At 67.8% G+C, this 24443-nt stretch carries 21 protein-coding genes and 1 tRNA gene; 8 read left to right on the forward strand and 14 right to left on the reverse strand.

The window, feature by feature from the left end:
* Window positions 1-32 precede the first annotated feature (32 nt).
* From GBZ48_RS37100 to GBZ48_RS30210, 4 genes are all read right to left on the reverse strand, one after another.
* The gene (locus GBZ48_RS37100) at window positions 33-788 is read right to left on the reverse strand and encodes an HNH endonuclease (protein ID WP_174474396.1); all 756 of its coding nucleotides are present in this window, start codon (window positions 786-788) and stop codon (window positions 33-35) included.
* Window positions 785-2293 carry a DGQHR domain-containing protein gene (locus GBZ48_RS30200; RefSeq protein WP_174474397.1) on the reverse strand — a complete coding sequence of 503 codons (1509 nt, stop codon included), beginning with the start codon at window positions 2291-2293 and terminating at the stop codon, window positions 785-787. Before GBZ48_RS30200 ends, GBZ48_RS37100 begins: the two co-directional genes overlap by 4 nt.
* 701 nt (window positions 2294-2994) lie before the next feature.
* A tRNA-Ser gene (locus GBZ48_RS30205) sits at window positions 2995-3085 on the reverse strand.
* 96 nt (window positions 3086-3181) lie between these two features.
* Window positions 3182-3976 carry an alpha/beta fold hydrolase gene (locus GBZ48_RS30210; protein WP_174474398.1) on the reverse strand — a complete coding sequence of 265 codons (795 nt, stop codon included), beginning with the start codon at window positions 3974-3976 and terminating at the stop codon, window positions 3182-3184.
* A 115-nt stretch (window positions 3977-4091) separates the two neighbouring features.
* Here GBZ48_RS30210 and GBZ48_RS30215 point away from each other — a divergent pair, with 115 nt between their 5' ends.
* Both GBZ48_RS30215 and GBZ48_RS30220 read left to right on the forward strand, forming a co-directional pair.
* Entirely contained in the window at window positions 4092-5342 is a 1251-nt protein-coding gene (locus GBZ48_RS30215) for a glycosyltransferase family 4 protein (RefSeq protein WP_174474399.1), read from the forward strand.
* A gap of 70 nt (window positions 5343-5412) precedes the next feature.
* Complete coding sequence (locus tag GBZ48_RS30220) at window positions 5413-6291, forward strand: TIGR01459 family HAD-type hydrolase (protein ID WP_174474400.1); 879 nt, start codon at window positions 5413-5415, stop codon at window positions 6289-6291.
* Window positions 6292-6370: 79 nt separating this feature from the next.
* On the opposite strand, the gene GBZ48_RS36990 is transcribed toward GBZ48_RS30220, so the two are convergent.
* The gene (locus GBZ48_RS36990; protein ID WP_343049726.1) at window positions 6371-7063 is read right to left on the reverse strand and encodes a ribbon-helix-helix domain-containing protein; all 693 of its coding nucleotides are present in this window, start codon (window positions 7061-7063) and stop codon (window positions 6371-6373) included.
* On the opposite strand from GBZ48_RS36990, the gene GBZ48_RS30230 reads away from it, so the two are divergent.
* From GBZ48_RS30230 to GBZ48_RS30245, 4 genes are all read left to right on the forward strand, one after another.
* Entirely contained in the window at window positions 7041-8183 is a 1143-nt protein-coding gene (locus GBZ48_RS30230) for a hypothetical protein (protein WP_343049727.1), read from the forward strand. The genes GBZ48_RS36990 and GBZ48_RS30230 overlap by 23 nt on opposite strands.
* Before the next feature lie 10 nt (window positions 8184-8193).
* Window positions 8194-9165: an SH3 domain-containing protein gene (locus GBZ48_RS30235; RefSeq protein ID WP_174474402.1), complete on the forward strand. Its 972-nt coding sequence runs from the start codon at window positions 8194-8196 to the stop codon at window positions 9163-9165.
* 252 nt (window positions 9166-9417) lie between these two features.
* Window positions 9418-9684 carry a hypothetical protein gene (locus GBZ48_RS30240; protein ID WP_098740726.1) on the forward strand — a complete coding sequence of 89 codons (267 nt, stop codon included), beginning with the start codon at window positions 9418-9420 and terminating at the stop codon, window positions 9682-9684.
* A gap of 168 nt (window positions 9685-9852) precedes the next feature.
* Complete coding sequence (locus GBZ48_RS30245; protein ID WP_246307563.1) at window positions 9853-11016, forward strand: TIGR03862 family flavoprotein; 1164 nt, start codon at window positions 9853-9855, stop codon at window positions 11014-11016.
* A 36-nt stretch (window positions 11017-11052) separates the two neighbouring features.
* Here the strand turns inward: GBZ48_RS30245 and GBZ48_RS30250 are convergent, their stop codons facing one another.
* Window positions 11053-11277 (reverse strand): type II toxin-antitoxin system CcdA family antitoxin, encoded by a 225-nt coding sequence (locus GBZ48_RS30250; protein ID WP_174474403.1) that lies wholly within the window; start codon window positions 11275-11277, stop codon window positions 11053-11055.
* Between the two features lie 185 nt (window positions 11278-11462).
* Window positions 11463-12761 carry an adenosylhomocysteinase gene (ahcY, locus tag GBZ48_RS30255; RefSeq protein WP_174474404.1) on the reverse strand — a complete coding sequence of 433 codons (1299 nt, stop codon included), beginning with the start codon at window positions 12759-12761 and terminating at the stop codon, window positions 11463-11465.
* A gap of 219 nt (window positions 12762-12980) precedes the next feature.
* Here ahcY and GBZ48_RS30260 point away from each other — a divergent pair, with 219 nt between their 5' ends.
* Window positions 12981-14072: a PA0069 family radical SAM protein gene (locus GBZ48_RS30260; protein WP_174474405.1), complete on the forward strand. Its 1092-nt coding sequence runs from the start codon at window positions 12981-12983 to the stop codon at window positions 14070-14072.
* 50 nt (window positions 14073-14122) lie between these two features.
* On the opposite strand, the gene GBZ48_RS30265 is transcribed toward GBZ48_RS30260, so the two are convergent.
* The 4 genes from GBZ48_RS30265 to GBZ48_RS30280 form a co-directional block, all read right to left on the reverse strand.
* Window positions 14123-14791 carry a hypothetical protein gene (locus GBZ48_RS30265; protein ID WP_174474406.1) on the reverse strand — a complete coding sequence of 223 codons (669 nt, stop codon included), beginning with the start codon at window positions 14789-14791 and terminating at the stop codon, window positions 14123-14125.
* Window positions 14792-15088: 297 nt separating this feature from the next.
* On the reverse strand, window positions 15089-15355 hold the full coding sequence (locus GBZ48_RS30270) for a hypothetical protein (RefSeq protein WP_174474407.1): 267 nt from the start codon (window positions 15353-15355) through the stop codon (window positions 15089-15091).
* A 105-nt stretch (window positions 15356-15460) separates the two neighbouring features.
* Complete coding sequence (locus tag GBZ48_RS30275) at window positions 15461-16759, reverse strand: MFS transporter (RefSeq protein WP_174474408.1); 1299 nt, start codon at window positions 16757-16759, stop codon at window positions 15461-15463.
* Window positions 16760-16765: 6 nt separating this feature from the next.
* Window positions 16766-18424 carry a tetratricopeptide repeat protein gene (locus GBZ48_RS30280; RefSeq protein WP_174474409.1) on the reverse strand — a complete coding sequence of 553 codons (1659 nt, stop codon included), beginning with the start codon at window positions 18422-18424 and terminating at the stop codon, window positions 16766-16768.
* A gap of 157 nt (window positions 18425-18581) precedes the next feature.
* On the opposite strand from GBZ48_RS30280, the gene GBZ48_RS30285 reads away from it, so the two are divergent.
* The gene (locus GBZ48_RS30285; protein ID WP_174474410.1) at window positions 18582-20162 is read left to right on the forward strand and encodes an adenosine deaminase family protein; all 1581 of its coding nucleotides are present in this window, start codon (window positions 18582-18584) and stop codon (window positions 20160-20162) included.
* Between the two features lie 211 nt (window positions 20163-20373).
* Here the strand turns inward: GBZ48_RS30285 and tagF are convergent, their stop codons facing one another.
* The 3 genes from tagF to icmH all read right to left on the reverse strand — a co-directional run.
* Window positions 20374-21072 carry a type VI secretion system-associated protein TagF gene (tagF, locus tag GBZ48_RS30290; protein WP_246307562.1) on the reverse strand — a complete coding sequence of 233 codons (699 nt, stop codon included), beginning with the start codon at window positions 21070-21072 and terminating at the stop codon, window positions 20374-20376.
* Entirely contained in the window at window positions 21069-23204 is a 2136-nt protein-coding gene (gene tssM / locus GBZ48_RS30295) for a type VI secretion system membrane subunit TssM (protein WP_174474411.1), read from the reverse strand. The genes tagF and tssM overlap by 4 nt, the downstream gene beginning before the upstream one ends.
* A gap of 10 nt (window positions 23205-23214) precedes the next feature.
* Window positions 23215-24443: type IVB secretion system protein IcmH/DotU (gene icmH / locus GBZ48_RS30300; RefSeq protein ID WP_174474412.1), on the reverse strand; the 1229-nt coding region annotated here is incomplete at its 5' end.

Raw genomic sequence — 24443 nt, forward strand, 5'->3', positions numbered from 1 at the left:
AGTGCTTAGCGTATCCTGCAATCAACCTGCCTTTAGAAGGAAAATTTCTTTGCCCCCCTATATTTGGTTGCAGCACTAACCGCGCGTGACGCTTTAATCTGTAGACGATTGATTTCTTGATCGTGATGATGACGGCAGAGGACCTGCAAGTTGTCAAATATAGGCCTCCCTCCTTCTTGAGAAGGAATTATTTGGTCCACAAACAGCTCTTCATCGCGCGCTGTAGACGTACATCCATCAGCCGCACACTTTCCCTGATATTTCGCAAGAATACAGTATCTGGCACTAACAGACGTACTCTTTATCTCCCTTGTACTGAAAAATGGAGCAGCCATAACCCAATGGAGGCTAGCTTTCTTCCCAAGATTACACTTGCTACAAAGAAGTTGATAGTTTCCTGGGGCGCTCTCTCCTCCAAACGCCACTGGATGAATATGATCTACCTGCGGCCTAGCATTTTTCGACAGCACTATGCCGCAGCATGCACAGCGACAGTTTTGTCGTATTTCTAGTTCACGGTACAAGTCATCAGATACTTTTCCTCCCCTTTGTGCTTTCTCGACCAGCCTTATAATATCGGGTGAAGGAGGTTTCCCTAGCACTCTACGAAGATACTGCGGATACTGGTCGGCTTTTAGTCGGTCGTTTGGCACACAAAGAAGTGCCTTCCGCAATGCAGATTGCACGCGGAACTGAGCTTGGAGTTCGGCGTCATCTATGCCGGGAGTTGGGGGCGTATCTTGCAACGCGTTTATTGCAGAGATAAGGTCTGACCAATCAAAATTCATTTTTTCGCTGCCTTACTAGCCTCTTTATCAAGGTGAGTGCTCTCCTTCAAAAGCAGAGCAGTGAGCGCAGCAATATCCTGATTCGTATTTTGTCGATTTGCGATTTCTTCGAGATACGTTTTCTTCTGTACCGCCGTGCCGTTGAGCGCCTGCTCTGGTGTCCACTGAATTCGTGTTGCAAGGCGGTTCAAACTTGCGCGAAGGTCATCCCAGACTGCCTGCTTTGTCAGGTCGTACTCGTAAATCTTATAATTGGCTTCCAAGTGATTAACCAGCAAGCTTGAAACTGACCGCAGTCCAGCTCCATGCATGAGGCGCGATTGATTCGGTCGCAGCCCCCAACTCTCTTTCCATACAGAACGCACAATCTGGAAGCTCTTAGAAATGACCTCAGCTAGCTTTGTGGCATCTTCATCAACCGGCAATGCGCTTTCAGCAAAAATCGAGACGACCTGAAAAAGAGAATTAAATGCAATGGGAGGGCGCTTGTCCGATTTAACGCCAGGGTGCTGCGCAAGGCCGAAGAAGGGAGAATCATTATCGTCAATCGACAGATGTTTGACCGCAATGGCCTTGGTTCTCTCCTTTCTGAGATAGCCCGGCGCCTCCTCCATTGTAGCAAGAAGCGCACGCGAGAACTCAGTTGAGATTTTAACGGTACTGTTAGCTACCTGGAAAATACGCTTTGCTTCGTCGGGATCGGCTACAACTGCATTTACAGAAAGGTAATACTCAGGCACGCTATCAACATCAACAAGAGACAGAGCGGCTGTGCGCTGTTGTCCATCTACTAGCAAGCAGTTCTTCTCGTCGTCGAATGCGGCAGCTCGGTACGGAATCTTTATCTCGACAGTCCGCAGGCGTTGTGCAACGGAGCCATTGGCGGAAGGATGGGCTGTTTCAATTACGTCAGATAGAGGACGCATCTTAATAAAAGATGCTGGCGGTTGGTCGGTATCGTCGTCGGCAAAATGATCGGCCGAGAACACGATCAGAATGGAGTTCGGGATCTGTACGCCATCCGTAATGCCCTCGGAAATCTGCCGCACATGGCGTTCGATTTCTGCGCGCTGGTTGCCTTGCCCTGACAGGGCATCGAGTCGATCTACTTTAGCGAACGAGCGGATCAAACGTCCGTCGCATGTGAATTGATAGCGCTTGGTCTTGTCTGAAAGCTCCGCCTCCGTAGCGAGGATCGTCAACTCTGACCACGGAAAGTCTTTTAGACGGTACAGAATTGTGCCGTCGGAGTCGAGTGGGCGGTTCGTAATCTTGGATCGCTCAAGAGCACCAGAGTGAACAAGCGAGGCAAGTGCCTCTTCGAGATCCTGTTGCTGTATATTTATGCCGAGCAACTGGGATACTTCTTCCTTTGCTAGAAGGGGATCGCCAAGCCCCTCAAAAAGCTCTTTGATTTTATCGACGATGGGCTTGTCACCCAGGCTAATACTGGCAGCCAACTCTAGCTGCTCCTTGGTATACCAAGCCTTCAGGTTCTCGTTCATTTACGCCTCTGCAGAATGTCCAGCGCTCAGTAGGCCACTGTAGGAGACGGATGCTATTTTGGTCTATCGTATGTTGCAATAGCCTTAGGCGCATTCGTCAATCTGGATAGATGAACGTCATAGGCATTGAAGGAGTTGCCGTCCTAAGCCATCTCTCGCCATTGAGGAACGCTCGCGGCAGCGCTACATGCCCCCCTTGCCAACGCGCGTATGACCACCGCTTCACCTCCTGCATCCGCAGCGACTATGAGCAGGGGCACACCCGCTCGGCCGGTCCCGCCAGCGCTAGATTTTCAAGTGCCTACGCTCCTGACTCAACCGCTACCGCTGCATCTTTGTCCACTGGGAAAGGCTCGCCATCACCTACGAAGCAATGCTCCACTTCGTCTGCGCCGTCACTGTCTGGGAAGTCGTGTGCCTACTGGAATAGGCGCAAGCCCTTGGGACCATTAGAGAAGGTAAAGGGAATCGAACTCTCGTCATAAGCGTGGAAAACACGCATTGCAGCTCATCAATTGGCCCAGAGCGCAGACCGCATCTGAGATTGGTGCAGGCTCATCCATAGTCCTCTGGACAGATTTTATCCGTGGACGTACGCAGCCATCCGCCCCAATCCGAGGAGAAATGTGGGGTGAAACGTGGGGCACACATGCCCCAGAAACGAAAAAGCCCAAGCAAACCAGTTGCTTGGGCTAAATCCGTGGCGGAGGGAGAGGGATTCGAACCCTCGATACGCTTTTGACGTATACACACTTTCCAGGCGTGCGCCTTCAACCACTCGGCCACCCCTCCGCAGAGGCCCGCGTTATAGCCAGAGGTTCGCGGCGATGCAAGCCTCTGTTTCACGCGGGCGACGTTTTTTTGGCGGCACACCGAACCGCTCCGATTTCATCCACCAAATCCATCCACCAGGGCGCCGACGCTGCGGCACAGCAGGTCCAGATCCTGGGGACGGGACAGGCGGTGGTCACCGTCCTTCACCAGCGTGACGCGGACATCGTCACCGGTCAGCGCCTCGGCAATGCGCAGGCTGAACTGCCAGGGGACGTCGGGGTCACGCTGTCCATGCAGCAGGCGGACGGGGCCGTCGAAGGCGATAGGGCCGCGCAGCAGCAGATGGTTGCGGCCGTCCTCGATCAGGGCGCGGGTGATCGGTTGCAGCTCGGGACCGTAGTCCGAGGGGCGATTCCAGACGCCCGCCTCCATGATCTGGCGGCGGATGTCGGCTTCGAAGATGTCCCACATCAGGTCTTCGGTGAAGTCGGGGGCCGGCGCGATGCCGACCAGCCCGGAAACCCGCTCCGGCCGGCGGAGCGCAGTCAGCAGCATCATCCAGCCGCCCATGGAGGAGCCGACCAGGATCTGCGGCCCGGTCGTCACCTCGTCCAGCACCGCGAGCGCATCGTCGGCCCACAGGCCAATGGTGCCATCGGCGAACCGCCCGCTGGAAGCGCCGTGGCCCTGGTAGTCGAAGCGGGTGAAGGACAGGCCGCGCGCAACCGCCCAGGCTTCCAGCGCCGTCGCCTTGCCGCCGGTCATGTCGGACATGAAGCCGCCAAGGAACATCACGCCCGGCTTGCCCTGCCCGGACGGGCCGGCAGGGCTGTGGTGATAGGCTATGGTCGCGGCACCGCGCGTTAGGCTATGGTGCGCGCCGCCCGGTTGGGCTGCGGTTTCGGTCATACGGTCACCTTCGACAACGGACACCGGCACGCGGTCGGGCACCGGGCTCGATGGGGCGCCGGCTTGCCGGGCCCCGCGGCCGGTCCCGGGCCGCCCCTTGCGAGCAGCCGGCATCATGGATTTCGACACCCACCTTACCACCGACCATTCCCCGCGCAACGCGGACGGCCATCAGGACACCCCTGTCCCCGGCTGGCCCGAGCATTGGCCGGGAGGGAGGGCGCCGACGGTGCTGCAGGTGGTGCCGACTCTGGTCACCGGCGGGGCGGAGCGCGGCTGCATCGACATGGCGCTCGCCCTGCAGGCCGCCGGCGGCACGCCCCTGGTGGCGTCTCAGGGCGGACCGATGGTGCGGGAACTGGACCGCGCCCGCATCGCCCATCTAACGCTGCCGCTGGCCTCCAAGAACCCGCTGACCATCCGCCGCAATGCCCGCCGGCTGGCCGCCATCATCCGCGAGCATAAGGTGGACATCGTCCATGCCCGCTCCCGCGCGCCGGCCTGGAGCGCGTGGCTGGCCTGCCGCGAGACGGGCGCGCGCTACATGACGACCTTCCACGCGCCCTACAATTTCGGTTCGGGGCCGGTCGGCGGACGGCTGAAGCGCTGGTACAATTCGGTGATGGCGCGCGGCGAGCGGGTGATCGCCATCTCCGGCTTCATCCGCGACCATGTGCTGGGCAACTACCCGGTCGATCCGCAGCGAGTGCGCGTCATCCACCGCGGCATCGACCGCGGCGTCTTCGCGCCCGACCGGGTCAGCCCGGCGCGGCTGGTGACCCTTGCCAAGCAGTGGAACCTGCCGGACGACCGGCCGGTGATCCTGCTGCCCGGGCGGCTGACCCGCTGGAAGGGCCAGATCGTGCTGATCGACGCGCTGGCCAAGCTGGGACGCAAGGATGTGCTGGCCTTGCTGGTCGGCTCCGACCAGGGCCGTACCGGCTACCGGGAAGAGCTGGAGAACCGCATCGCCAATGCCGGCCTGCGCGGCGTGGTGCGGATGACTGACCATTGCAGCGACATGGCCGCGGCCTACCTGTTGTCGACGGTGGTCGTCTCCGCCTCGCGCGAGCCAGAAGCCTTCGGGCGTGTGATCGTGGAGGCGCAGGCGATGGGCAAGCCGGTGATCGTCTCGGCCATCGGCGCCTATCAGGAGACCGTCATTCCCGGTGAAACCGCCTGGGTGGTGCCGCCGGACGATCCCGACGCGCTGGCCCGGGCACTCGACGAGGCGCTGTCGCTGACGCCGGAGCAACGGGACGCCATCGGCGCCCGTGCCATGGCGTTCGTCGCCGACCGCTACACCAAGGACCGCATGTGCGCCGACACGCTGGCGGTTTATGCGGAGTTGCTGCAACCACGCTGAGATCGGCCTGTCGACGCAATCCGATCGATGCAATCCGATCCCTATCTTCCCATCAAACCGACCGGACACCATGGCCGACATCCGACAGATTTCCGGCATCGCCGAGGTCATCGACCGCTATGACGGGTTCATCCTGGACCTCTGGGGCGTACTGCATGACGGCGAACAGCCTTATCCCGGCGTGCCCGACTGCCTGGACCGCATGGGCGCGGCCGGCAAGACGATTTGCCTGCTGTCCAACGCGCCGCGCCGCACCCCCGGCGTCATCGAGAAGCTGGACGGCATGGGGTTGGGACGCGAGCGCTACCACCATGTCATGACTTCGGGCGAAGCGACCTACGAGGCGCTGCGCGACCGCGACGATCCCTGGCACGCCGCGCTCGGCGGGCGGCTCTACCACATTGGACCGGAGCGCGACATCGATGTCTTCTCCGGGCTCGGCTATCAGGTTGCCGCCACGCCGGAGGACGCGGATTTCGTCGTCAACACCGGCATCGTCACCTTCGGCGAGACGGTGGCGGACTATCAGCCGCAGCTGGACGCCTGCCTGGCCGCCGGTCTGCCGATGATCTGCGCCAACCCCGATCTGGTGGTGATGGTCGGGCCGATGCTGGTGATCTGCGCCGGCACGCTGGCCGCCCGCTATGAGGAGATGGGCGGCGACGTGCGCCAGCACGGCAAGCCCCATGCCCCCGTCTACGAGCGCTGCTTCAAGCTGCTGGGCATCGCCGACAAGAGCCGCATCCTGGCGGTGGGCGACAGCCTGCGCACCGATGTCGCCGGCGCCAATGCCGCCGGAATCGACGTTGCGCTGGTTACCGCAGGCATCCACCAGGAGGAACTGGGCGGCGCGGCCTGGGGGGCTGCGGTCGATCCGGTCAATCTGCGTGCCCTGGCCGATGCGTCGGGTCACATGCCGACTTATGCGGTTCCCAGCCTGCGCTGGTGAACCCCGGTGGACGGGAGCGTATAGACCGCTCCCGTCACACCTGCCTCCGGCATACCCGGTCCCGTTACGCCCGCATCCGTCAGTCCAGCGGAACGGCGTCGTCCATCGCCCTGCGCAGCAGGGGCGACTGACCATCTTCCGAAAAACCGCGCTGACCGATGGCGGTGCGGTAATAGCTGACGATGAAAACGCGGATGGAGGCAGTCAGGTTCGCCTCCCCACGCCGTTCGTCGATCTGGGTGCAGATTTCGTTGAGGGTCATCTGCTCCCGCTCACAGATTTCCTTCAGCGAATCCCAAATATACGGCTCCATTCTTAAGCTGGTTCGGCGGCCGCTCACTTTGACATTGCGGCAGAGCAGCCCCGGTCCGTCTTTACCTCCGCCCGTGCCCTCCATCGGAAACCCCGTTCCCCATCCGTTGCGTGTCCCGATCTCTCGATACGGGGCCAATACATCCATTTGTGTGACCATATTGCAAGTGGCGTGTGGCGTCCAAGTCCAATTCGACCCATGGCTGCGGATTGACGCGACAATCCGGCGCAGGCGGGTATTGCATCCAACCACAGATCGACAGGTTGCCGGGAAAAGCCGCTTCCCTTGGCCGGAACCTTCGCTATACCAGTGCCGGACGGCGGACATTGGACGGCGGACACGGGGGGAAGGATCGGCGATGAAGCGACCGGGGAACGGACGATTCGCGGCCCGCATCGCAGCCGGTGCCGGGCCGGGCCTCGGGGCAGGCCCAAGAGTGAGCCTGGGCGCAACTCTCATCGCCGTCTGGGTCGCACTGGGTGCACCGGTCGAGGGTGCCCGGGCTGCGGAGGCCACCGCCACCGCCAAGGCTCCCACGGTCGAGACGATCCCGGACTCTCTCCTGCGTGCGCGGATCGAAGCGTTGCTGCCCGCCCCCTGGCGCATCGAGTCGCTGAGCGTCGAACCATTGCCGGAACCGCAATCTTCGGAACCGCAGGTGGCGGCACGGGTCAGCGCCAAGCTGGTTCTGGGCGGACCGACCTATCTGGTGGACAGCCGTGAAGGGCCGGTGACCTTCCTGCGCCCGGCGGCGGAGGCCGGACTGAGCAAGAGCTGGGTGGCGACGGCGCTCGCCACCCGCGGCGCCGGTGGCTGGACGGTGACGCTGACGCCACAGTCCCCCAGTCTGCTCGACGGCATCGGCAAGCCGGCCTCCGAACTGCCCGGCCGTACGGTCGTGCTGGGCACGCCGGAAGCCAAAAGCCTGCGCGAGCAACTGGACCGCGACGCCGCCCAGCGGCTGGCCGAGGACAGCGAACGCCGGCGGCGCGAGGAGGAAAGGCTGGCGCAGCAGACCGCCGCCGCCAAGGCCGAAGCCGCCCGCGCCGAAATGGAGCGCCGGGCGGTCGAGGCGCGCATCGCCCAGGTCGCCGACCTGCGCGGCAAGCTGACCGGCACGGACCGCGCGGCACGGCTGGCCGCCTTCGAAGCGGCGCTGGGCGGCAACGACCCGGCGCTGCGCCAGACGGCGATGGAGGCGGCGCTGCAAAGCCGCGACCCGGTGGTCGCCAACCTCGCGCTGAAGGACTGGATCGCCCGACACCGCGCCGTCCCGGTCCAGCTCTACGCCACCAAGGAGGATCCGAGTTCCGAGGTGGTGGTGCAGAATCTGGGCCCGATGACGCTGGAGATCGACGGGTTCAGCCCGGTCAACGGGGCGCTGGCCGGCAAGCTGGGGGCGCCCGGTTACAGCATCGCGCGTTCGTCCAGCATCATCGGCACCCTGGCGCAGACCGAACTGGCGGTGAACTCCTTCGGTTGCGCGCTGACGCTGCGGCTGGCCGAACATCGGACGCTCGACGGGCTTCTGCGCTGTCAGACGCTGCCGACGCTGATCGCCCGCATCACGCTCGACTGAGGAGGGGGCGATGGCTGGAGCGCGGCTGATCGCCTGGCTGCGGATCGCGGCACCGGCCCTGCTGCTGGCCGGCCCGTTCGGCTGCCCGGCCGGCGCGCTGGCGGACAGCGCGGCCGAACGGCTGACCCCGTCGCCCGCCCCCATCGTTGCCCTTCCCCGCCTGACGCCGGCACAGGCGCTTTCCCCACCCCTGACTCCCGGTGTGGTCTGGGAGCATCCCCCGGAAGCCCCCGGTCCCCTGTCGGGGCCGCTCTTACCGCCCAGCCTGCAACCCGCTCCACCGCCGGTAGCGGCCGCTGCCGCAAAGGCGCCCGATCCCAAGGCCGCGGAGGCACCGACGGCCGTCAAGGCTCCACCGCTGCCGGCGATGAAGCCACGGGTCGAGGCAGCGCCCCAAGCTGTCGCCAAGGAGGCGGCTTCACAGGAAGCCCCCGCCAAGCAGCCTTCGGTCGTTCCCGCGCAACGGCCGATGACCGCCACCGCCGGCATCTACCTGCGGGCGACACCGGACGCCAAGGGCCGGGTCCTCGACACGGTGGAAAAGGGCGAGCGGGTGACGGCCTTCGGCGCGCCGTCCGATGGCTGGCAGCGGATCGGCCGAGGCGGCAAGCCGCAGGGCTACGTCACCAGCGCCTATCTGGCCGAAGCCCCTCCCGCGCGGCCCGCCGGCACCGAGCCTGCAACAGCCGCAAAGCCCGGCCGTTATGCCAGGGCCGACCGCGAGGACCGCGGCTGCGCCCTGCCCGACGACCTGCCCGGACGGGTGCAGCGCCCGAAGCTTTCCGGCGGAACCGTCGCCCGGCTGCGGGCCGCCGGCAATCTGCGGGTCGCCCCGGTCTGCGACGCCAAGGTGCTGGATGTGCTGGAGGCCGGCGAACGCGTCACCGTGCTGGAGGCCGTCGGCGGCTGGTACAAGGTGGGGCGGAAAGGCAAGCCGCTGGGCTATGTCGGCGCTCCCCTGCTGGCCCCCGTCGCGCGCTGAAGCGGCCTCCCTCCACCGCCCCCTCCATGGCCGGTACGAGGCTACCCGGAAGGACCCGCCCCGGCCCCCCGTGAAGGGGCTTGTTCGGCCGTGAAGAAGGATTCTACAACAAGGGGGAGGCCGAACTTTCGCGGACGAACGGAGCCCCCGACGCGCCCGTTTCCTCCGACGGTTCGGCCATCCCCGCCGGCCTTGCGGCGCCGGTCCGGCCGGGCGGGGACGCGAAGCACGACCGGAACGAGGATTCACACGATGTCGACCCAACACAAGCAAGCCATGGACGCGGTCCTGCAGGCCGCCGCGCACGACATCGTCGGCACACTTCAGGAGCGGGACATCACCGACCGCCACAGCGAGGAAGGGGACCTCGTCGTCCTCGACGTCGCCATCCTGCATGCCTACCGCATCTTCATGCGCATCTGCGAGGAGAACGGCCTGGAGGTCGATGCCGGCTATTTCGCCGACCTCGCCGCCGATCTGGCCGAGGAAGTGGCCCAGGACCAGGATTACGAGGACTGATCCGCGGGGAACCGAGGCCGAGCCCCGCATGCCCCCGCCCGTGCCCCTGCCCGCGCAGCATGGGACGGGCGGGGGCGATTCCTTTCGTGAAAGCGTTTCCAAGTGCCCCACCCCACCCCTGACGCGGCCCTCGATGTGGCGATCGTCGGCGCCGGCCCCGCCGGGTTGATGGCGGCGGAGATCGCCGCGGCCGCCGGCCTGCGGGTCGCCGTGTTCGACCACACGCCCACCCCGGCGCGCAAGCTGCTGCTGGCCGGGCGCGGCGGGCTGAACCTGACCCATTCGGAGCCGCTCGACCGTTTCCTGCCGCGCTATGGCGCCGCCGAACCGCTGTTTCGCCGCCTGCTGGCCGGCTTCTCGCCCGACGATTTGCGCGGCTGGGCGGCCGGGCTGGGCATCGAGACCTTCGTCGGCAGCAGCGGCCGCGTCTTCCCGGTGCAGATGAAGGCCTCCACCCTGGTGCGTGCCTGGCTGCGGCGGCTGGACGGGCTGGGCGTGACCCTGCACAGCCGCCATCGCTGGACCGGCTGGGACGGGAGCGGGGCCCTGACTTTCCGCCATGGCGAGGAAAGCGTGACCGTCGCCCCGCGCGCCACCCTGCTGGCGCTGGGCGGGGCGAGCTGGCCGCGCACCGGGTCGGACGGCGGCTGGGTTCCGCTGCTGGAGGGGCTGGGGGTCGAGGTCGCACCGCTGATTCCCTCCAACATGGGCTTCGAGGTGCCCTGGTCCGATCACCTGCGCGACCGCTTCGCCGGCCAGCCGGTGAAGAGCGTCGGCCTCTCCGCTGCCGGACGCCGGTTGAAGGGCGAGTTCGTCATCACCGAGACCGGGATCGAAGGGGGCGCGGTCTATGCGCTGAGCGCGCCGCTGCGCGATGCCATCGCGGCGGAGGGCTGGGCGACCCTGACGCTGGACCTGCTGCCGGACATGGCCGAGGCCGAACTGGTCAAGCGCCTGCGCCGCCGCGGTGCGGAGTCGCTGTCCACCTTCCTGAAGAAGTCGCTGTCCCTGACCGGCCCGCGCGCCGCCCTGCTGCGCGAGTTCGCCCCCGCCACCGACCTGACCGACCCAGTGGCTTTGGCCCGCCAGATCAAGGGGCTGTCGATGGTGCTGACCGGCGTCCGCCCCATCGAGCGGGCGATCTCCACGGCCGGCGGCGTCCGCCTGTCGGAACTGGACGAGCGGTCGATGCTGACCTGCCGCCCCGGCCTGTTCCTGGCCGGCGAAATGCTGGACTGGGAGGCGCCGACCGGCGGCTATCTGTTGCAGGGCTGCTTCGCCATGGGTGTGGCGGCCGGCAAGGGGATGGTGGAGTGGCTGGGACAGCGGTGAAAGCGTGCAGTCCTGCGGGGTACAGCCGACATCTGTCTACCGCCCTTGAGCATCTTCGGGCATGAAGTCCCGGTTCCATTCGTCGGCAAAGCATCCCTGCTTCTCGTCGAATGAGTTCCAGGCTGCCGCAACCTTGCGCCGATGCTCTTGGTCGTCCTCGTGCCGACGACGCTCGTCCCGAACTTCAACAGCCTTCATATTGGGGGCGATGTTTCCGCATCGCTTGGATGCACATTCATCCATTTTGCCGGCTCGGCTCATAGCGCCCTCCCCGATGACAGGTTGCATGGTGATGCGCATCGGGTGCGGTGGCAAGCTTCGCAGGAAAAAGCGAACGCGGGGAACGGGATACTCCCTCTCCCGGGGCGGGAGAGGGCAATTTACGTGTACCAAAGAAAAAGGGCCGCCCCACCGGGACGGCCCTCTTTTTTCAACCCCGCAACCGCTTAGTAGCGGTAGTGGTCCGGCTTGTACGGGCCGGCGGTCGGAACGCTGATGTAGGCGGCCTGCTTGTCGGTCAGCGTGGTCAGCTTGGCGCCGATCTTGTCCAGATGCAGGCGGGCGACCTTCTCGTCCAGATGCTTGGGCAGGACGTAGACCTTGTTCTCGTAGTTGGCGGCGTTGGTCCACAGCTCGATCTGGGCCAGCACCTGGTTGGTGAAGCTGGCGCTCATCACGAAGCTGGGGTGGCCGGTGGCGCAGCCCAGATTGACCAGACGGCCCTGGGCGAGCACGATCAGGCGCTTGCCGTCGGGGAACACGACCTCGTCGACCTGCGGCTTGACCTCTTCCCAGGTCAGGTTGCGCAGGGCGTCGATCTGGATCTCGCTGTCGAAGTGACCGATGTTGCAGACGATGGCGCGGTCCTTCATGGCGCGCATGTGCTCGATCGTGATGACGTCGACGTTGCCGGTGGCGGTGACGAAGATGTCGCCCTGCGGAGCGGCATCCTCCATCGTCACGACCTGATAGCCTTCCATGGCGGCCTGGAGCGCGTTGATCGGGTCGATCTCCGTCACCAGGACGCGCGCACCCTGCGAACGCAGGCTGGCGGCCGAGCCCTTGCCCACGTCGCCATAGCCGGCGACCACGGCGACCTTGCCGGCGACCATCACGTCGGTGGCGCGCTTGATGCCGTCGACCAGCGACTCACGGCAACCATAGAGGTTGTCGAACTTCGACTTGGTGACGCTGTCGTTCACGTTGATGGCCGGAACCTTCAGCGTGCCCTTCTTCATCATCTCATAGAGACGATGGACGCCGGTGGTGGTCTCTTCCGACAGGCCACGGACGTCGTTCAGCATCTCCGGATACTTGTCGTGCATGATCTGGGTGACGTCGCCGCCATCGTCCAGGATCATGTTCGGGGTCCAGCCATCCGGGCCGCGCAGCGTCTGCTCGATGCACCACCAGAACTCCTCCTCCGTCTCGCCCTTCCAGGCGAAGACCGGGATGCCGGCGGCGGCGATGGCGGCGGCGGCCTGGTCCTGGGTCGAGAAGATGTTGCAGGAGGACCAGCGCACGGTGGCGCCGAGCGCGGTCAGCGTCTCGATCAGCACGGCGGTCTGGATGGTCATGTGCAGGCAGCCGACGATGCGGGCGCCGGCCAGCGGCTTGGCGTCGCCGAATTCCGACCGCAGGGCCATCAGGCCCGGCATCTCGGTCTCGGCGATGGTGATCTCCTTGCGGCCCCAGTTCGCGAGGCTGATGTCCTTGACCTTGTAGTCCGTGAATTCGGCGGCCATGAGGGATGACTCCTGGTGGGCGGTGACGGTCGGGCAGCGGAGTTTCAGGCGCACCGGATCCCCGGCCCTGCCGCTGTAATTGGCCATCGGTGTATCAGCGCTCCCGGAACCATGCAAGCATAAAGATATCTTTATGTTTGTTCGGTAGCGGAAGCAATGACGGGACCTCACCCCGTTTGTTCGCTTTACGTTCCATCCTGCCCCGTCTAAGCTGCGGCCATGGACGAGATACGGCGATCCCCGATCAAGGGCCGCGGGGCGGTCAGCAACGCCACCGGGCGGTTCGAACGCGAGACCCGCGTCCTGACCGACGACGGCTGGACCGGCTATGCGGAGAGCGGCAACGAGGCGCTGTCCGATCCGGTCCGCACCAGCGTCTCGCCGGCCTCGGCCAAGTCGATCATCACCGGCAACCAGTCGCCCGACATCCCCTTCGACCGCTCGGTGAACCCGTACCAGGGCTGCGAGCATGCCTGCATCTACTGCTTCGCCCGGCCGACCCATGCGTATCTGGGCCTGTCGCCGGGGCTGGATTTCGAGACGAAGCTGTTCGCCAAACGCAACGCGGCGGAGCTGCTGGCCAAGGAGCTGCGGGCGAAATCCTATGTCTGCCAGCCGCTGGCGCTGGGGGCCAACACCGATCCCTACCAGCCCATCGAACGGACGGAGGGGATCACCCGCCGGGTGCTGGAGGTCTGCCGCGACTTCAACCAGCCGGTCAGCATCATCACCAAATCGGCGCTGGTGCTGCGCGACCTCGACATCCTGGCGCCGATGGCCGCACAGGGGCTGGCGTCGGTCGCGGTCTCGGTCACGACGCTGGACCGCGATCTCGCCCGGACGATGGAGCCGCGGGCCAGTACCCCGCCGCGCCGGCTGGAGGCGATCCGCGCCCTGTCGGAATCCTGCGTGCCGGTGGCGGTCCTCGCCAGCCCGATGATCCCGGCGCTCAACGACCATGAGCTGGAAGCCATCCTGGAGGCGGCGGCCGGCGCCGGGGCGAATGCCGCCAACTATATCCTGCTGCGCCTGCCGCTGGAGATCGCCACCCTGTTCGAGGAATGGCTGCGCGTCCACGCCCCCAACCGCGCCGACCGCGTGCTGAGCCTGATGCGGCAGAGTCGCGACGGCGCGCTGTACCGCTCCGGGTTCGGCACGCGGATGAAGGGCACCGGCCCCTATGCCGAGCTTCTGCGCCACCGCTTCAAGCTGGCCTGCCGGAAGCATGGGCTGGGCGGCCGGAGCTGGCAGCTCGATTGCAGCCGTTTCCGGGTGCCGCCGGCGGTGGGCGACCAGCTGTCGCTTCTGTGAGGGGATGGAACAGCGTGGAACGGGGGGGCGGATGACGTTCCATCCCCCGCCTACCGGCGCCAGGAGAAGGGACCGGCGGCGCGGCGGCTCACCGGGCCGGGATTGAGGTTGGGATACTCTTCATACTGGTTGAGGGTATAGGGGAAGACGCCCTTCGGTCCCGTAGCCTCCGGCTGGGCCAGGATGGCGGCGACCAGGGCCGGGCTGGGCGGGGTGCGTTCGCGCAGTTCGCCGGGGATGTCGTCGTCGAGTTCGGGGACGGTGACGGCGGGCGGGTCTTCAGGACGGGGAGCGGGCTTGGCAGCGGGTTCGCGGGCCGGCTGGTCGAGGCCGGCGAACAGCCCCAGCCGTTCGGCCAGCCAGCGCACGGTGGCGGGATCGCCGGAGGAGACCAGCCGCTCGATCTGCTCGGCGACCAGAATGCGCAGCGAGGACAGGCGCAGCTCGGCCTCGCGGTTCAGGGCCTGCCGCTCCCACCACACCCTGTGACGGAAATCCTTGGAACCGTAATAGGCCCGCCACAAGGTGGTCCGGCTGCACCCCATGGCGCGCGAGACCTGAAGGAAGCTGTTGCCGCGGGCCAGCATGCCGGCGGCCATGATCCATTGTTCCTCGTGGAACTGCGAACCGGGCACCAGCGAGCCTTCGGACGGGGTCGGCGGCTCTTCGGCCCAGCGCGGGAAGTTGTCGGTGGTGAAGCTACGGCTGTCGAGGGGCATGGGTCGGCTCCGCAGAAAGGTGGGTCTGCGGGAAGCGTATAAGAATAATTTCCTTTATGGCGGAATTTTTGCAACAGCCGCCAGTACGGAGGGTCGAGGCATCGGGAGCAGGATTCACACGGATTTCACGGATTTAGACACGGATTTCACGGATTTTTCTTGAACTTGGCGACGCTTCGAGTTCCTCGACACAGGTCGCTTCGGAACGCCACATCCGTGAAATCCGTGCTGAAATCCGTGAAATCCGTGTCGATCTTGCCCACCGACTCCACGGCGTCCCACCCGGACCGACCGCCGTCAGGAGCGGCGGAACATCCTCGTCCACGGCGTCGGCACGTCCGGGGTCTTTGCCTGATCGGATTTCGACAGCGCCGACAGCGGCAAACGGCCGGTCGCCAACATCGCCATCACCAGCGCCGGATGCGCCGGGCCGGAAGTGTGCCGGCCTTCGGAGTCCTGGCCGGCCTGTTCGGCCTGACCATGCGCGCCGTCATCGGTGCCGGGCTCCTCGTTCAGGGCCTCGTTGATGCGGGCGAAGGCTTCGATGTCTTTGATGTGCAGCATGGTCCGTATCCCTCGGCTTCGACTTTTGTGCGTCGCAGCAAAAACGAAGGTAACAGCTCTGCCCTCGAATGGTCTCATGTGCGGCGCTTTGACACAGGCCCTTTTCTAGCGGGCCGGTTCGCGAACCGCCAGCATAAGCCCGAAGCCGATGGCGAAGAAAGCCAGAACCGTCGCCATGCCGGCGCGCTGGCTGGCGAAGGCCTGGGTCGCCAGCCCGAACAGCAGCGGTCCGAAGAAGCCGACGAAGCGGCCGGTCAGCCCATAGAGCCCGAACATCTCCCCCGCCATGCCCGGCGGGGCGAGCCGCGCCATCATCGACCGCCCGGCCGCCTGGGCCGGCCCGAAGAACAGCCCGAGCCCGAGCGCGAAGATCCAGAACCACAGCCGCTCGGTCGCCAGCAGCAGCGGCACCGAACAGACGGTCATGCCGGCCAGCGCGATCAGGATCACCGGCTTCGCCCCCGCCCGGTCGTCCATCCAGGCGAAGCCGATGGCCCCCGCCCCCGCCACCACGTTGAGCGCGATGGCGAAGACCAGGATCTCCTCGAAGCTCATGCCGAAGGTCCCGGCGGCGAAAAGGCCGCCGAAGGCAGTGATGGTGTTGATGCCGTCGCGGTAGAAGGCGCTGGCGATCAGGAAGCGCCCGACCTCCCGGTAACGCCGGGCGTGGCGCAGCGTGGCGAGCAGCGTGGCCACCCCCTCGCGCGCCGCCCGCAACAGCCCGTGGCCGGTCGCCGGCTCGTCCGGCACCCACAGGAAATAGGGCAGCGCGAACAGCCCGTACCACCCCGCGGCCAGCAGGGCGGTGGCGCGGACATTGGCCTGCTGGCCCCAGTCGGCCCATTCCATCCCGAACAGGCCGAACAGCGGGGCCGGCGCCTGGACGAAGCCGACCAGCGCCAGGACGAGGCAGGCCAGCCCGCCGAAATAGCCGATGCCCCAGCCCCAGCCCGACACCCGGCCGAGCAGCCGCGGCGGCACCAGCCCCGGCAGGGTGGCGTTGTAGAAGACGTTGGCCAGCTCGAACGCCACGGTGGCGACCACGACGCAGGCGAGCGCGAAGGCGGCGTCGGCCGGATCGGGCCTGACCCACCACAGGGCGGCGGTGAACAGGACGGTCACCAGGGTGAACAGCGCCATCCAGGGCTTGCGCCGCCCGGCCCGGTCGGCGATGGCGCCCAGCACCGGGCTGAGCAGCGCAATGGCGACCCCGGCCACCGTCATCGCCGCGCTCCACCGCGCGGTGCCCTCGACCGGATCGCCGACGACGCCGCGGGCGAAATAGACCGAGAAGACGAAGGTGGTGATGATGGTGTTGTAGGCCGAATTCGCCCAGTCATAGAGGCACCAGGAGGCGATGGCCCGGCGCGAGGGCACGTCGCAGGAAGGCACGGCTTCGGTCACGCCCGCCTACTCTCGCAAGCCCCCCGCCAACCCATCCACCCCGAAGGAGATCTGGTTGTTGTCGTAGCGGGCGACGATGCGCAGGCGGTCGCCGGCCGACAGCGCGATCGGCTTTTCCAGGAAGGTCATCGCCTGCTTCCAGTGGTTGGTGCGCGACCGGCTTTCCGACTTGTAGACCACCTCGTCATCCATGAAGAGGTCGAACCAGAAGGCGACGCCGTGGCAGGTGCCGGCGGTGACGATGGTCACGTCGATCGCCCGCTCGCCCTCCTCCGGCATGTTGCGGGTGAAGTCGAAATCCAGCGCGGTGAAGGGCTTCGACAGCGGGGTGTGGGCGTCGACGCCGAGGTCGATCTGCTGGTAGCCGGGCGAGCGGAAGACGTCGAAGCTGCCCATGTCGAAGCCGTCGATGGTCTCCACCGGGTTGATGCGGGCCAGTTCCGGCGTCTCCACCAGCATGGCGTAGACGGTGGAGGCGCGTGGGATGATGGCGCCGCCCGGCTTCACCAGATGGGTGCGGGCATGTTGCAGCACCGACAGCATGCGCGGGGCCAGCATGCCGATGTTGATCAGCTCCGAAACGAAGACGTCGGCCTTCTCCGGCAGGTCGCCGCCCTCGCCCACCGTCAGCTGGGTCGACAGGCGCGGCACCACGTCGATGCGGTCGCCATAGCCGTTGCGCGCCACGGTTTCCTTGGCGACGCGGGCCAGGATCGGGTTGACCTCGCAGGTCACCACCTTCCCGGCACCCGCGCGCGCCGCCATCATGGCGACGATGCCGGAGCCGGTGCCGATCTCCAGAACCAGCTGGCCGGGCTTCACCGCCCGCTCCAGCGACTGCTTGTAGGCCTCGTTCCGCTCGAAATCGTTGATCATCGGCAGGTGCCAGCCGGGCACCGCGTTGGAGTAGATCAGCCGGCGGGTGAACTTCACCATTGGGTGGTCGGGGGCCTGCTCGCGCGCCGCCTCGATCACCTCGATGGCCTCGGCGGCGCGGTCGAGGCTCTGCAGCACATGGGCGAGCCCGACCTGGGCCGGGACGAAGCGCGGGGCGGCGGCCAGCACGATGCGGAATTCCGCCTCCGCCTCGGCCAGCCGGCCGCGGGTGGAGAGCAGCTCCGCCAAGCTGTAATGCACGTCGAGATAGTCGGGCGCCTGGGCCAGCGCGGTGCGGAAATGCTCCTCCGCCTCCTCCAGCTCGCCCAGTTCGCGCAGGGTGGCGGCGAGGAAATGGTGCATCTCCGGCGCTTGCGCCCGCAGGTCCAGCGCGATGCGGAAACAGTCCGCCGCCTCCTCCAGCCGGCTTTGCGCCTTCAGCGCGTTGCCGAGGTTGCCATGCAGTTCCGGCAGCCGCGGATTGAGGGCGAGGCCGGCGCGGAACGCCTCCTCCGCCTCCGCCGGCCGGGCCTGCTGGAAAAGCAGGCTGCCGCGGCTGTTGTGGAAGGACGGGTCGTTGCCGTTCTCCGCGATGGCCTGGGCGAACAGGGCGAGCGCGTTGTCCGGATGGTCGGTGTGGGCGGCGACCAGACCCAGCAGATGCAGCGCCTGCGCGTTGTGCGGGTCGGTCGTCAGGATCGCCCGGCAGACCTGTTCCGCCCCCGCCAGATCGTTGCTGCGGAAACGCTTGGCCGCATCGAGCAGGGTCGGGGCGGAAGTGTCGGTCATCGCGGCGGGCTCCAGGATGGGCGGGAACACGAAAAGGTCGCCGCACCATAGCGGGAATTGCCAACCCGCTACAGCCTTTCGATCTGCACAGGGCAGTTGTTTTTGCGCGATTATCAGCGCATCGATACCCGTAAAAGGAGAATATGGAGACGGGTAGATGCTTGATGTGCGAATGATCGGGCGTGCGAGGGGCGGCGTGACAGGCATGCTGGCGGCGACGCTGCTGCTGGCGGGCTGCGCCACGGCGGAGATGGGCGGCGGCAGCGTCGGCGGCGGCGGCGACGCCGGCGGGTCGGCGGCGGCGCGGCGGTTCCAGGCGGTGCGGACCAGCCCGCCGGAGCTGCGCGCCTTCCTCTACCGCATGCCCAAGGGGGCGGACCTGCACAGCCACCTGACCGGTGCCGCCTATGCCGAGACCTACATGCGGATGGCGGCGGATGCCGGGCTCTGCTTCGACGTCAAGGCGCTGACGCTGGTGGCGCCGACGGCGCAGGCGCCCTGCGGCGACGCCAAGTCCGCCCGGCCGGGCGCCGCGGCGGCGATCGCCGACAGCGTGCTCTACCCGATGGCGCTGGACGCCCTGTCGACCCGCGATGCGCTGCCGGTCTCCGGCTACAGCCTGCATGACCAGTTCTTCGCCACCTTCGGACGCTTCCGCGCCGCCAACTCCGTCCCCAATTCGACCGGCGACCTGCTGGCCGAGGTGGTGGACCGGGCCGGCCGGCAGGGCGAACGGCATGTCGAGCTGATGGTGTCCTTCGGCACCGGCCCGGCCGCCGCCATCGGCAAGTCCTTCCCCTGGACGCCGCAGGCGGCGGCCGACTTGGCCGGAACCGCCGACAAACTGATCGCCGCCGGACTTCCGGCCCTGGTCGCCCCGGCCCGGCAGGAGATCGACGCGGCGGAGGCGCGGATGCGCAGCGTCCTTGGCTGCGGCACGCCGGCGGCGCGGCCGGGCTGTGCGGTGTCGGTGCGCTATCTCCAGCAGGTGTCGCGCACGCAGAGCCCCGGCCCGGTCTATGCCACCACCCTGTTCAACGCCCTGCTGGAAGCGCAGGAGCCGCGCGTCGTCGGCCTGAACTTCGTGGCGCCGGAGGACAACCCGGTGGCGCTCGACGATTACGACCTGCACATGCGCATGGTGGCCGAGGCGAAAAGGCGCCAGCCCGGCACCAACGTCGCGCTGCATGCCGGCGAGCTGACGCTGGGCCTCGTCCCGCCGGAACGGCTGCGCGACCACATCCGCAAGGCGGTGGAGATCGCCGGGGCCAAACGCATCGGCCATGGCGTCGACGTGATGTACGAGGACGATCCCCAGGGCCTGCTGCGGACGATGGCCGGGCGCAAGGTGGCGGTGGAGATCAACCTGACCAGCAACGACAAGATCCTGGGCGTCAGCGGCAAGGCGCACCCGCTGCCGGTCTACCGCGCCGCCGGGGTGCCGGTGGTGCTGTCGACCGACGACGAGGGCGTCAGCCGCATCGACCTGACCAACGAGCTGCAGCGCGCGGTGGAGGAGTTCGGCTTCGGCTATGCCGACCTCGTCGGGCTGGCCCGCGCCAGCCTGGAGCACAGCTTCCTGCCCGGCGACAGCCTGTGGTCCGCCCCCGGCTGCACGCCGCCGGTGCGTGAGGACTCCTGCCGCGCCGTGACCGCGCGCAGCGAGAAGGCGCGGGTCCAGTGGGGGCTGGAAGAGGCGCTGGCCCGCTTCGACCGCGAGATGGCGGGAGTGCAGTGACCGGCCTGACTGTGACTTCCTGAGACGGAAAACAAGATTGACACGGATGTCACGGATTTAGACACGGATTACACGGATTTTTTATATCAGCGATCCAGCCACGGCGCTTTGGTAAGGTAAAGCCATCCGTGACATCCGTGTTTTAATCCGTGAAATCCGTGTCGATCTTGCCCGCGATCTTTGATCGACTCGAGAATATTGAGCCCCTGCCCTACCCCTCGTCGGCGTTCTCCCAGCCCCAGCGGGCCCAGGCGCCGTCAAGGAAGGCGGTCAGGCGGGGGCCGGCGGGAAGGCCGGGGCAGGACAGCAGCGACGGCGCGATCCGGCCGGCGCCGCGGGTCCACCACAGGCTGGCGTCGGCGCGCAAGGGGCCGGACAGGCGATCGAGCAGGGCGCGGGTGGCGGGGCTGACACGCTCCGGTTCCGGCCGGCCGAGAATGGCGAGGCGGGCCGGCAATCCCTCCACGTCGGCACCGGCGCGGCAGGCGTCGGCGGCCAGCGACTCGGCGCGGGACAGCCAGGCGCCGCAGGCGGCGGGCGCGTCGGCGATGTCGAAGCCGGCGGGAAGGCCGGCGGCGATGGTGAAGGGATAGAGGCGGCCGACCCGGTCGGCGCTGGGCATCCAGACGCCGACCAGCGGGGTGGCGCCGCACAGGCCGGCCGACAGGGCGAAGCGCCAGACCGGGGCCTGGGCGAACAGGGGTTCCCACTCGGCGCCCAGCCGGCGGCCGGCCTCGCCCAGCGCCGCGGACAGCCAGCGGTCCCAGGGGCCGAGGACCGCCGACGGCAGGCCGTGGCCGATGAAATCGCCGCGGGCCGGCACCTTACCGTGGAATCCCACCACGGGATCGGCACCGATCCCGCCGACCCCGGCCGCCATGGCGCGCGGCGTGGCGAAATAGCCCATCATGGCTGAGCGGCCCGGCCGGGTTGGACGGAAGATGCCTGCGGGGCGGATTGCGCCAGAACCTCCAGCACGCGGGCGACCAGAACCTCGTCGGCCGGGACAGGGGCGAAGCCGACGGCGAACAGGGCGGCCAGATGGTCGCCCAGCGCGCGGCGCCGCGCCTCGTTGGCCGGGCCGGGCAGCGTGCGCTGCCAGTCGAGCGCCAGCCATTCCGCCACGGCGCCGGCATCCATCGGCTCCGCCCCGCCAACCGTCTGCCAAGCGCCCATCCGCCCGGTGATCATGCGGTAGACGCGCAGGGTCTGGCGCAGCTGGTCGGGCAAGGCCCAGTCGGCGCGCAGCCGCTCCTCCAGCCGCAGGGCGATGCGGGCCAGGAACTGGCTGCGCAGGGCGCGGCGGTAGGCCTCCTGCGCCGGGGCGGCGATGCGGCCCCCCTGGTAGAGCCCGCCGGCCAGCGCCGGACCTGCCCAGATCTGGCCATCGTCGAAGGCGAGCGGCAGGGCGCGCAGGGCCTCCAGCGCCGGCAGGATCGCCGCGGGGTCGGCATCGTCCACCCGGACCAGGGAGCGCGGCGCGGTGTCGAGCGGGCGCAGCGCCGCCTCCACCGCCGCGGCGCCGGCATCGGCGCGCTCCAGCAGGGCGGCGTTGCCGCGGGCGCTGACCAGCCACCAGCCGCCGACGGCCAGGGCGAGCGTCAGCGCGGCGGCGGCCGACAGCAGCGCCCGGCGGCGGCGGGCGCGCTCCACCCGCCGGTCGACCCGGGCGAGGTTGGCCTCCGGGAACACCACGTCGGGCAGCAGCCGTTCGAGGAAATAGGTGGAGGCCGGCCCGCCGCCCCCAGGGCCGCCCTCGGGATCGAGCAGGGCGAGCGAGGCGTCGGTCTGGGTGGCGCTGGTCAGATAGAGGCCGCGCAGGCGCGGCGTCTCCTCGCCATGTTCGGAGCCGAAGGCGGTGTCGACGATGTCGGCCAGCGCCGGCTCCAGCTCCGCCACGCGCAGCGGCAGGGCGAAGGCGTCGCTGCGGCGGCGGATGTCCGGCTCCTGGTGCAGCCGGTCGAGCAGCCGCTCGTCCAGCCGCCGCACCAGCCCGGCATAAAGCGCGCGGAAGACGGGAAGCGGACCGCCGGAGCTGTCGGGTGCCGGCTCTTCCGCCGGCAGGGTCAGGCCCCAGACCTGCCCGCGCGCCTCGCGGTCGAGCGGGTCGAAGAAGGTGGCGAAGCCGTCCAGCAGGTCGGCCTTGGTCAGCAGCAGATAGACCGGCAGCCGCACGCCCAGCTGCACCCGCAGCTCGTTCAGGCGCTGCCGGATCAGGATGGCGTGGTTGCGCCGCTCGGCGTCGGTCCAACCGGTCAGTTCCGGGATGCTGACGGTGAGGAGGACGCCGTTGGCGGGCTGGCGCGGGCGGTGCTCCTTCAGGAGGTCGAGCAGGCCGGACCACACCCGGCCATCGACCGCGCGCCGGCTGTCCTGGGTGGTGTAGCGGCCGGCGGTGTCGATCAGCACGGCGCGGTCGGTGAACCACCAGTCGCAGTTGCGGGTGCCGCCCAACCCTGCGAACGGACCCGCCAGCGGCTGGGCGGCCGTGCCGTCAGGCGAGAGGGCGGCGAGGCCGGTGTTGGCCAGCGCCGTGGTCTTGCCCGAACCGGGGGCGCCGATCACCAGATACCAGGGAAGCTGGTAGAGATAGCGCCCGCCCCGGCGCCTGCGCAGCTGGGCCAGCACGCCGTCGAGCCGCTTGTGGACCGTGCCGATCTCCTCCAGCGAGGCCTTCAGCTCGGGATCGCGGGTGGCGGCCAGCGCCTCCAGCAGGCGGGCGTTGGCGGCGCGCTCGCGGGCGTCGATGCGGCGGTTGACGGCGATCCAGGCGGCCAGCGCCAGGACCAGCGGCAGCAGGCGGACGCTCCAGTCCGGCTGGATGGTCGGCAGCAGGTGCGGAGCGAAGGCTGCAGCCAGACGCGGCAGCAGCAGCCAGCCGGCCAGCCCCAGCGCCAGCACCCCCGACAGCGATGTCGCCCAGCGGGTGCGGGCGGAGCGGTGCGGCGACGGGGCAGCGGCGATGGCGGCGGCTGGCTTGCGGCCCTTGCCGGCCGTCTTCGCCGTCCGGGCGCCGGCCTTGGGGGAGCGGGGTTCGGCCATGGCGGGCGCCTTAATGCGGATAGAGGCGGATGTCGATCCGCCGGTTGGCATCGCGCCCGGCCGGCGTGTCGTTCAGCGCAATCGGCTCCTGGTCGCCATGGCCCTCGGCCGACAGGCGGGCGGGCGGCAGCGAGCGCTCCAGCAGTTTGCGCACCGCCTCGGCGCGGGCGTCCGTCAGGGATTGGGCCGTCAGGGATTGGGCCGTCGGGGATTGGGCCGTCGGGGATTGGGCCGCCAGGGATTGGGCGGCAGGAAGGCGGCCGCCCGGCGGGGTCTGGTCGTCGGTGTGGGCGACCACCAGCACGCTGCCGGGTTCCGCCGCCAGGGTCTGGCCGACCCGCTCGACGATGGCGCGGTGGCGGGCCTTCACGGCGTCGCTGCCGGTGGCGAACATCGCCGCCGCCGGAATGCGGATGACCAGGGCGCCATCCTCCCCCGCCAGCACCTCGACGGCACCGGTGCGGATTTCCGGGGCGAGCTGGCCGGTGATGCGGCCGATCAGCGCCGGGCCGGCGGTGGGCGGGGGCGGCGGGACCAGCCGGGCGATCTCGATGGACCGGTCGGGCAGCAAGGCGGCGATGCGGGCGACCACCGGCTCGGCCTGCCGGTCGAGGCTGCCGGCGAGATGGACGTAGAGGCCGGACAGGCCCAGCGCCACCACCGCCCAGACGATCCAGCCCGGCACAGCACTCAACGGATTGCCGAACAGGGTGTTGGGCGGCCGGAACGGCTCCGCCACCCCGGTCCAGGCCGGCGACAGCTCCGCCGCCACATCGCCGCGGGCGCGGCGCAGGATGCGGTACAGCTCGTCGCGCAGGCGGGCAAGGTCGTGGGCGCCGCCGGGCCGGTCGCGGAACCGGCCTTCGAAGCCAAGCGACAGGCAGGCGTAGAACAGCTCCAGCGCGTGGCGGTGGCGGCGCGGGTCGCCCAGCATGCCGTCGAGCAGGTCGAAGAACCGCACGCCTGCCCCCGATTCCGCCACGGCGGCCCCGCCATGGCCGGCGGCACGGGCGACGTCGTCCAGGGTGGCGGCCAGCGCGATGCGGGCGGCGCGGATCTCGTCCGGGTCGAGGCCGGAGGCGGAGGCGGCGCGGTCGAAACGCTCCAGCGCCGCGGTGGCGGCGGCGCGGGGCTGATCGGTCAGGCTGCGGTCGCGCAGGGCGCCGACGAGCGCCAGCACCGGCGCGGCGATGCTGAGCAGGGGATTGAGGGGCGGGTTGAGGGGTGCTGGGCCCGAAG

Source organism: Azospirillum melinis (assembly GCF_013340935.1).
In the GTDB taxonomy this organism is placed as follows: domain Bacteria; phylum Pseudomonadota; class Alphaproteobacteria; order Azospirillales; family Azospirillaceae; genus Azospirillum; species Azospirillum melinis.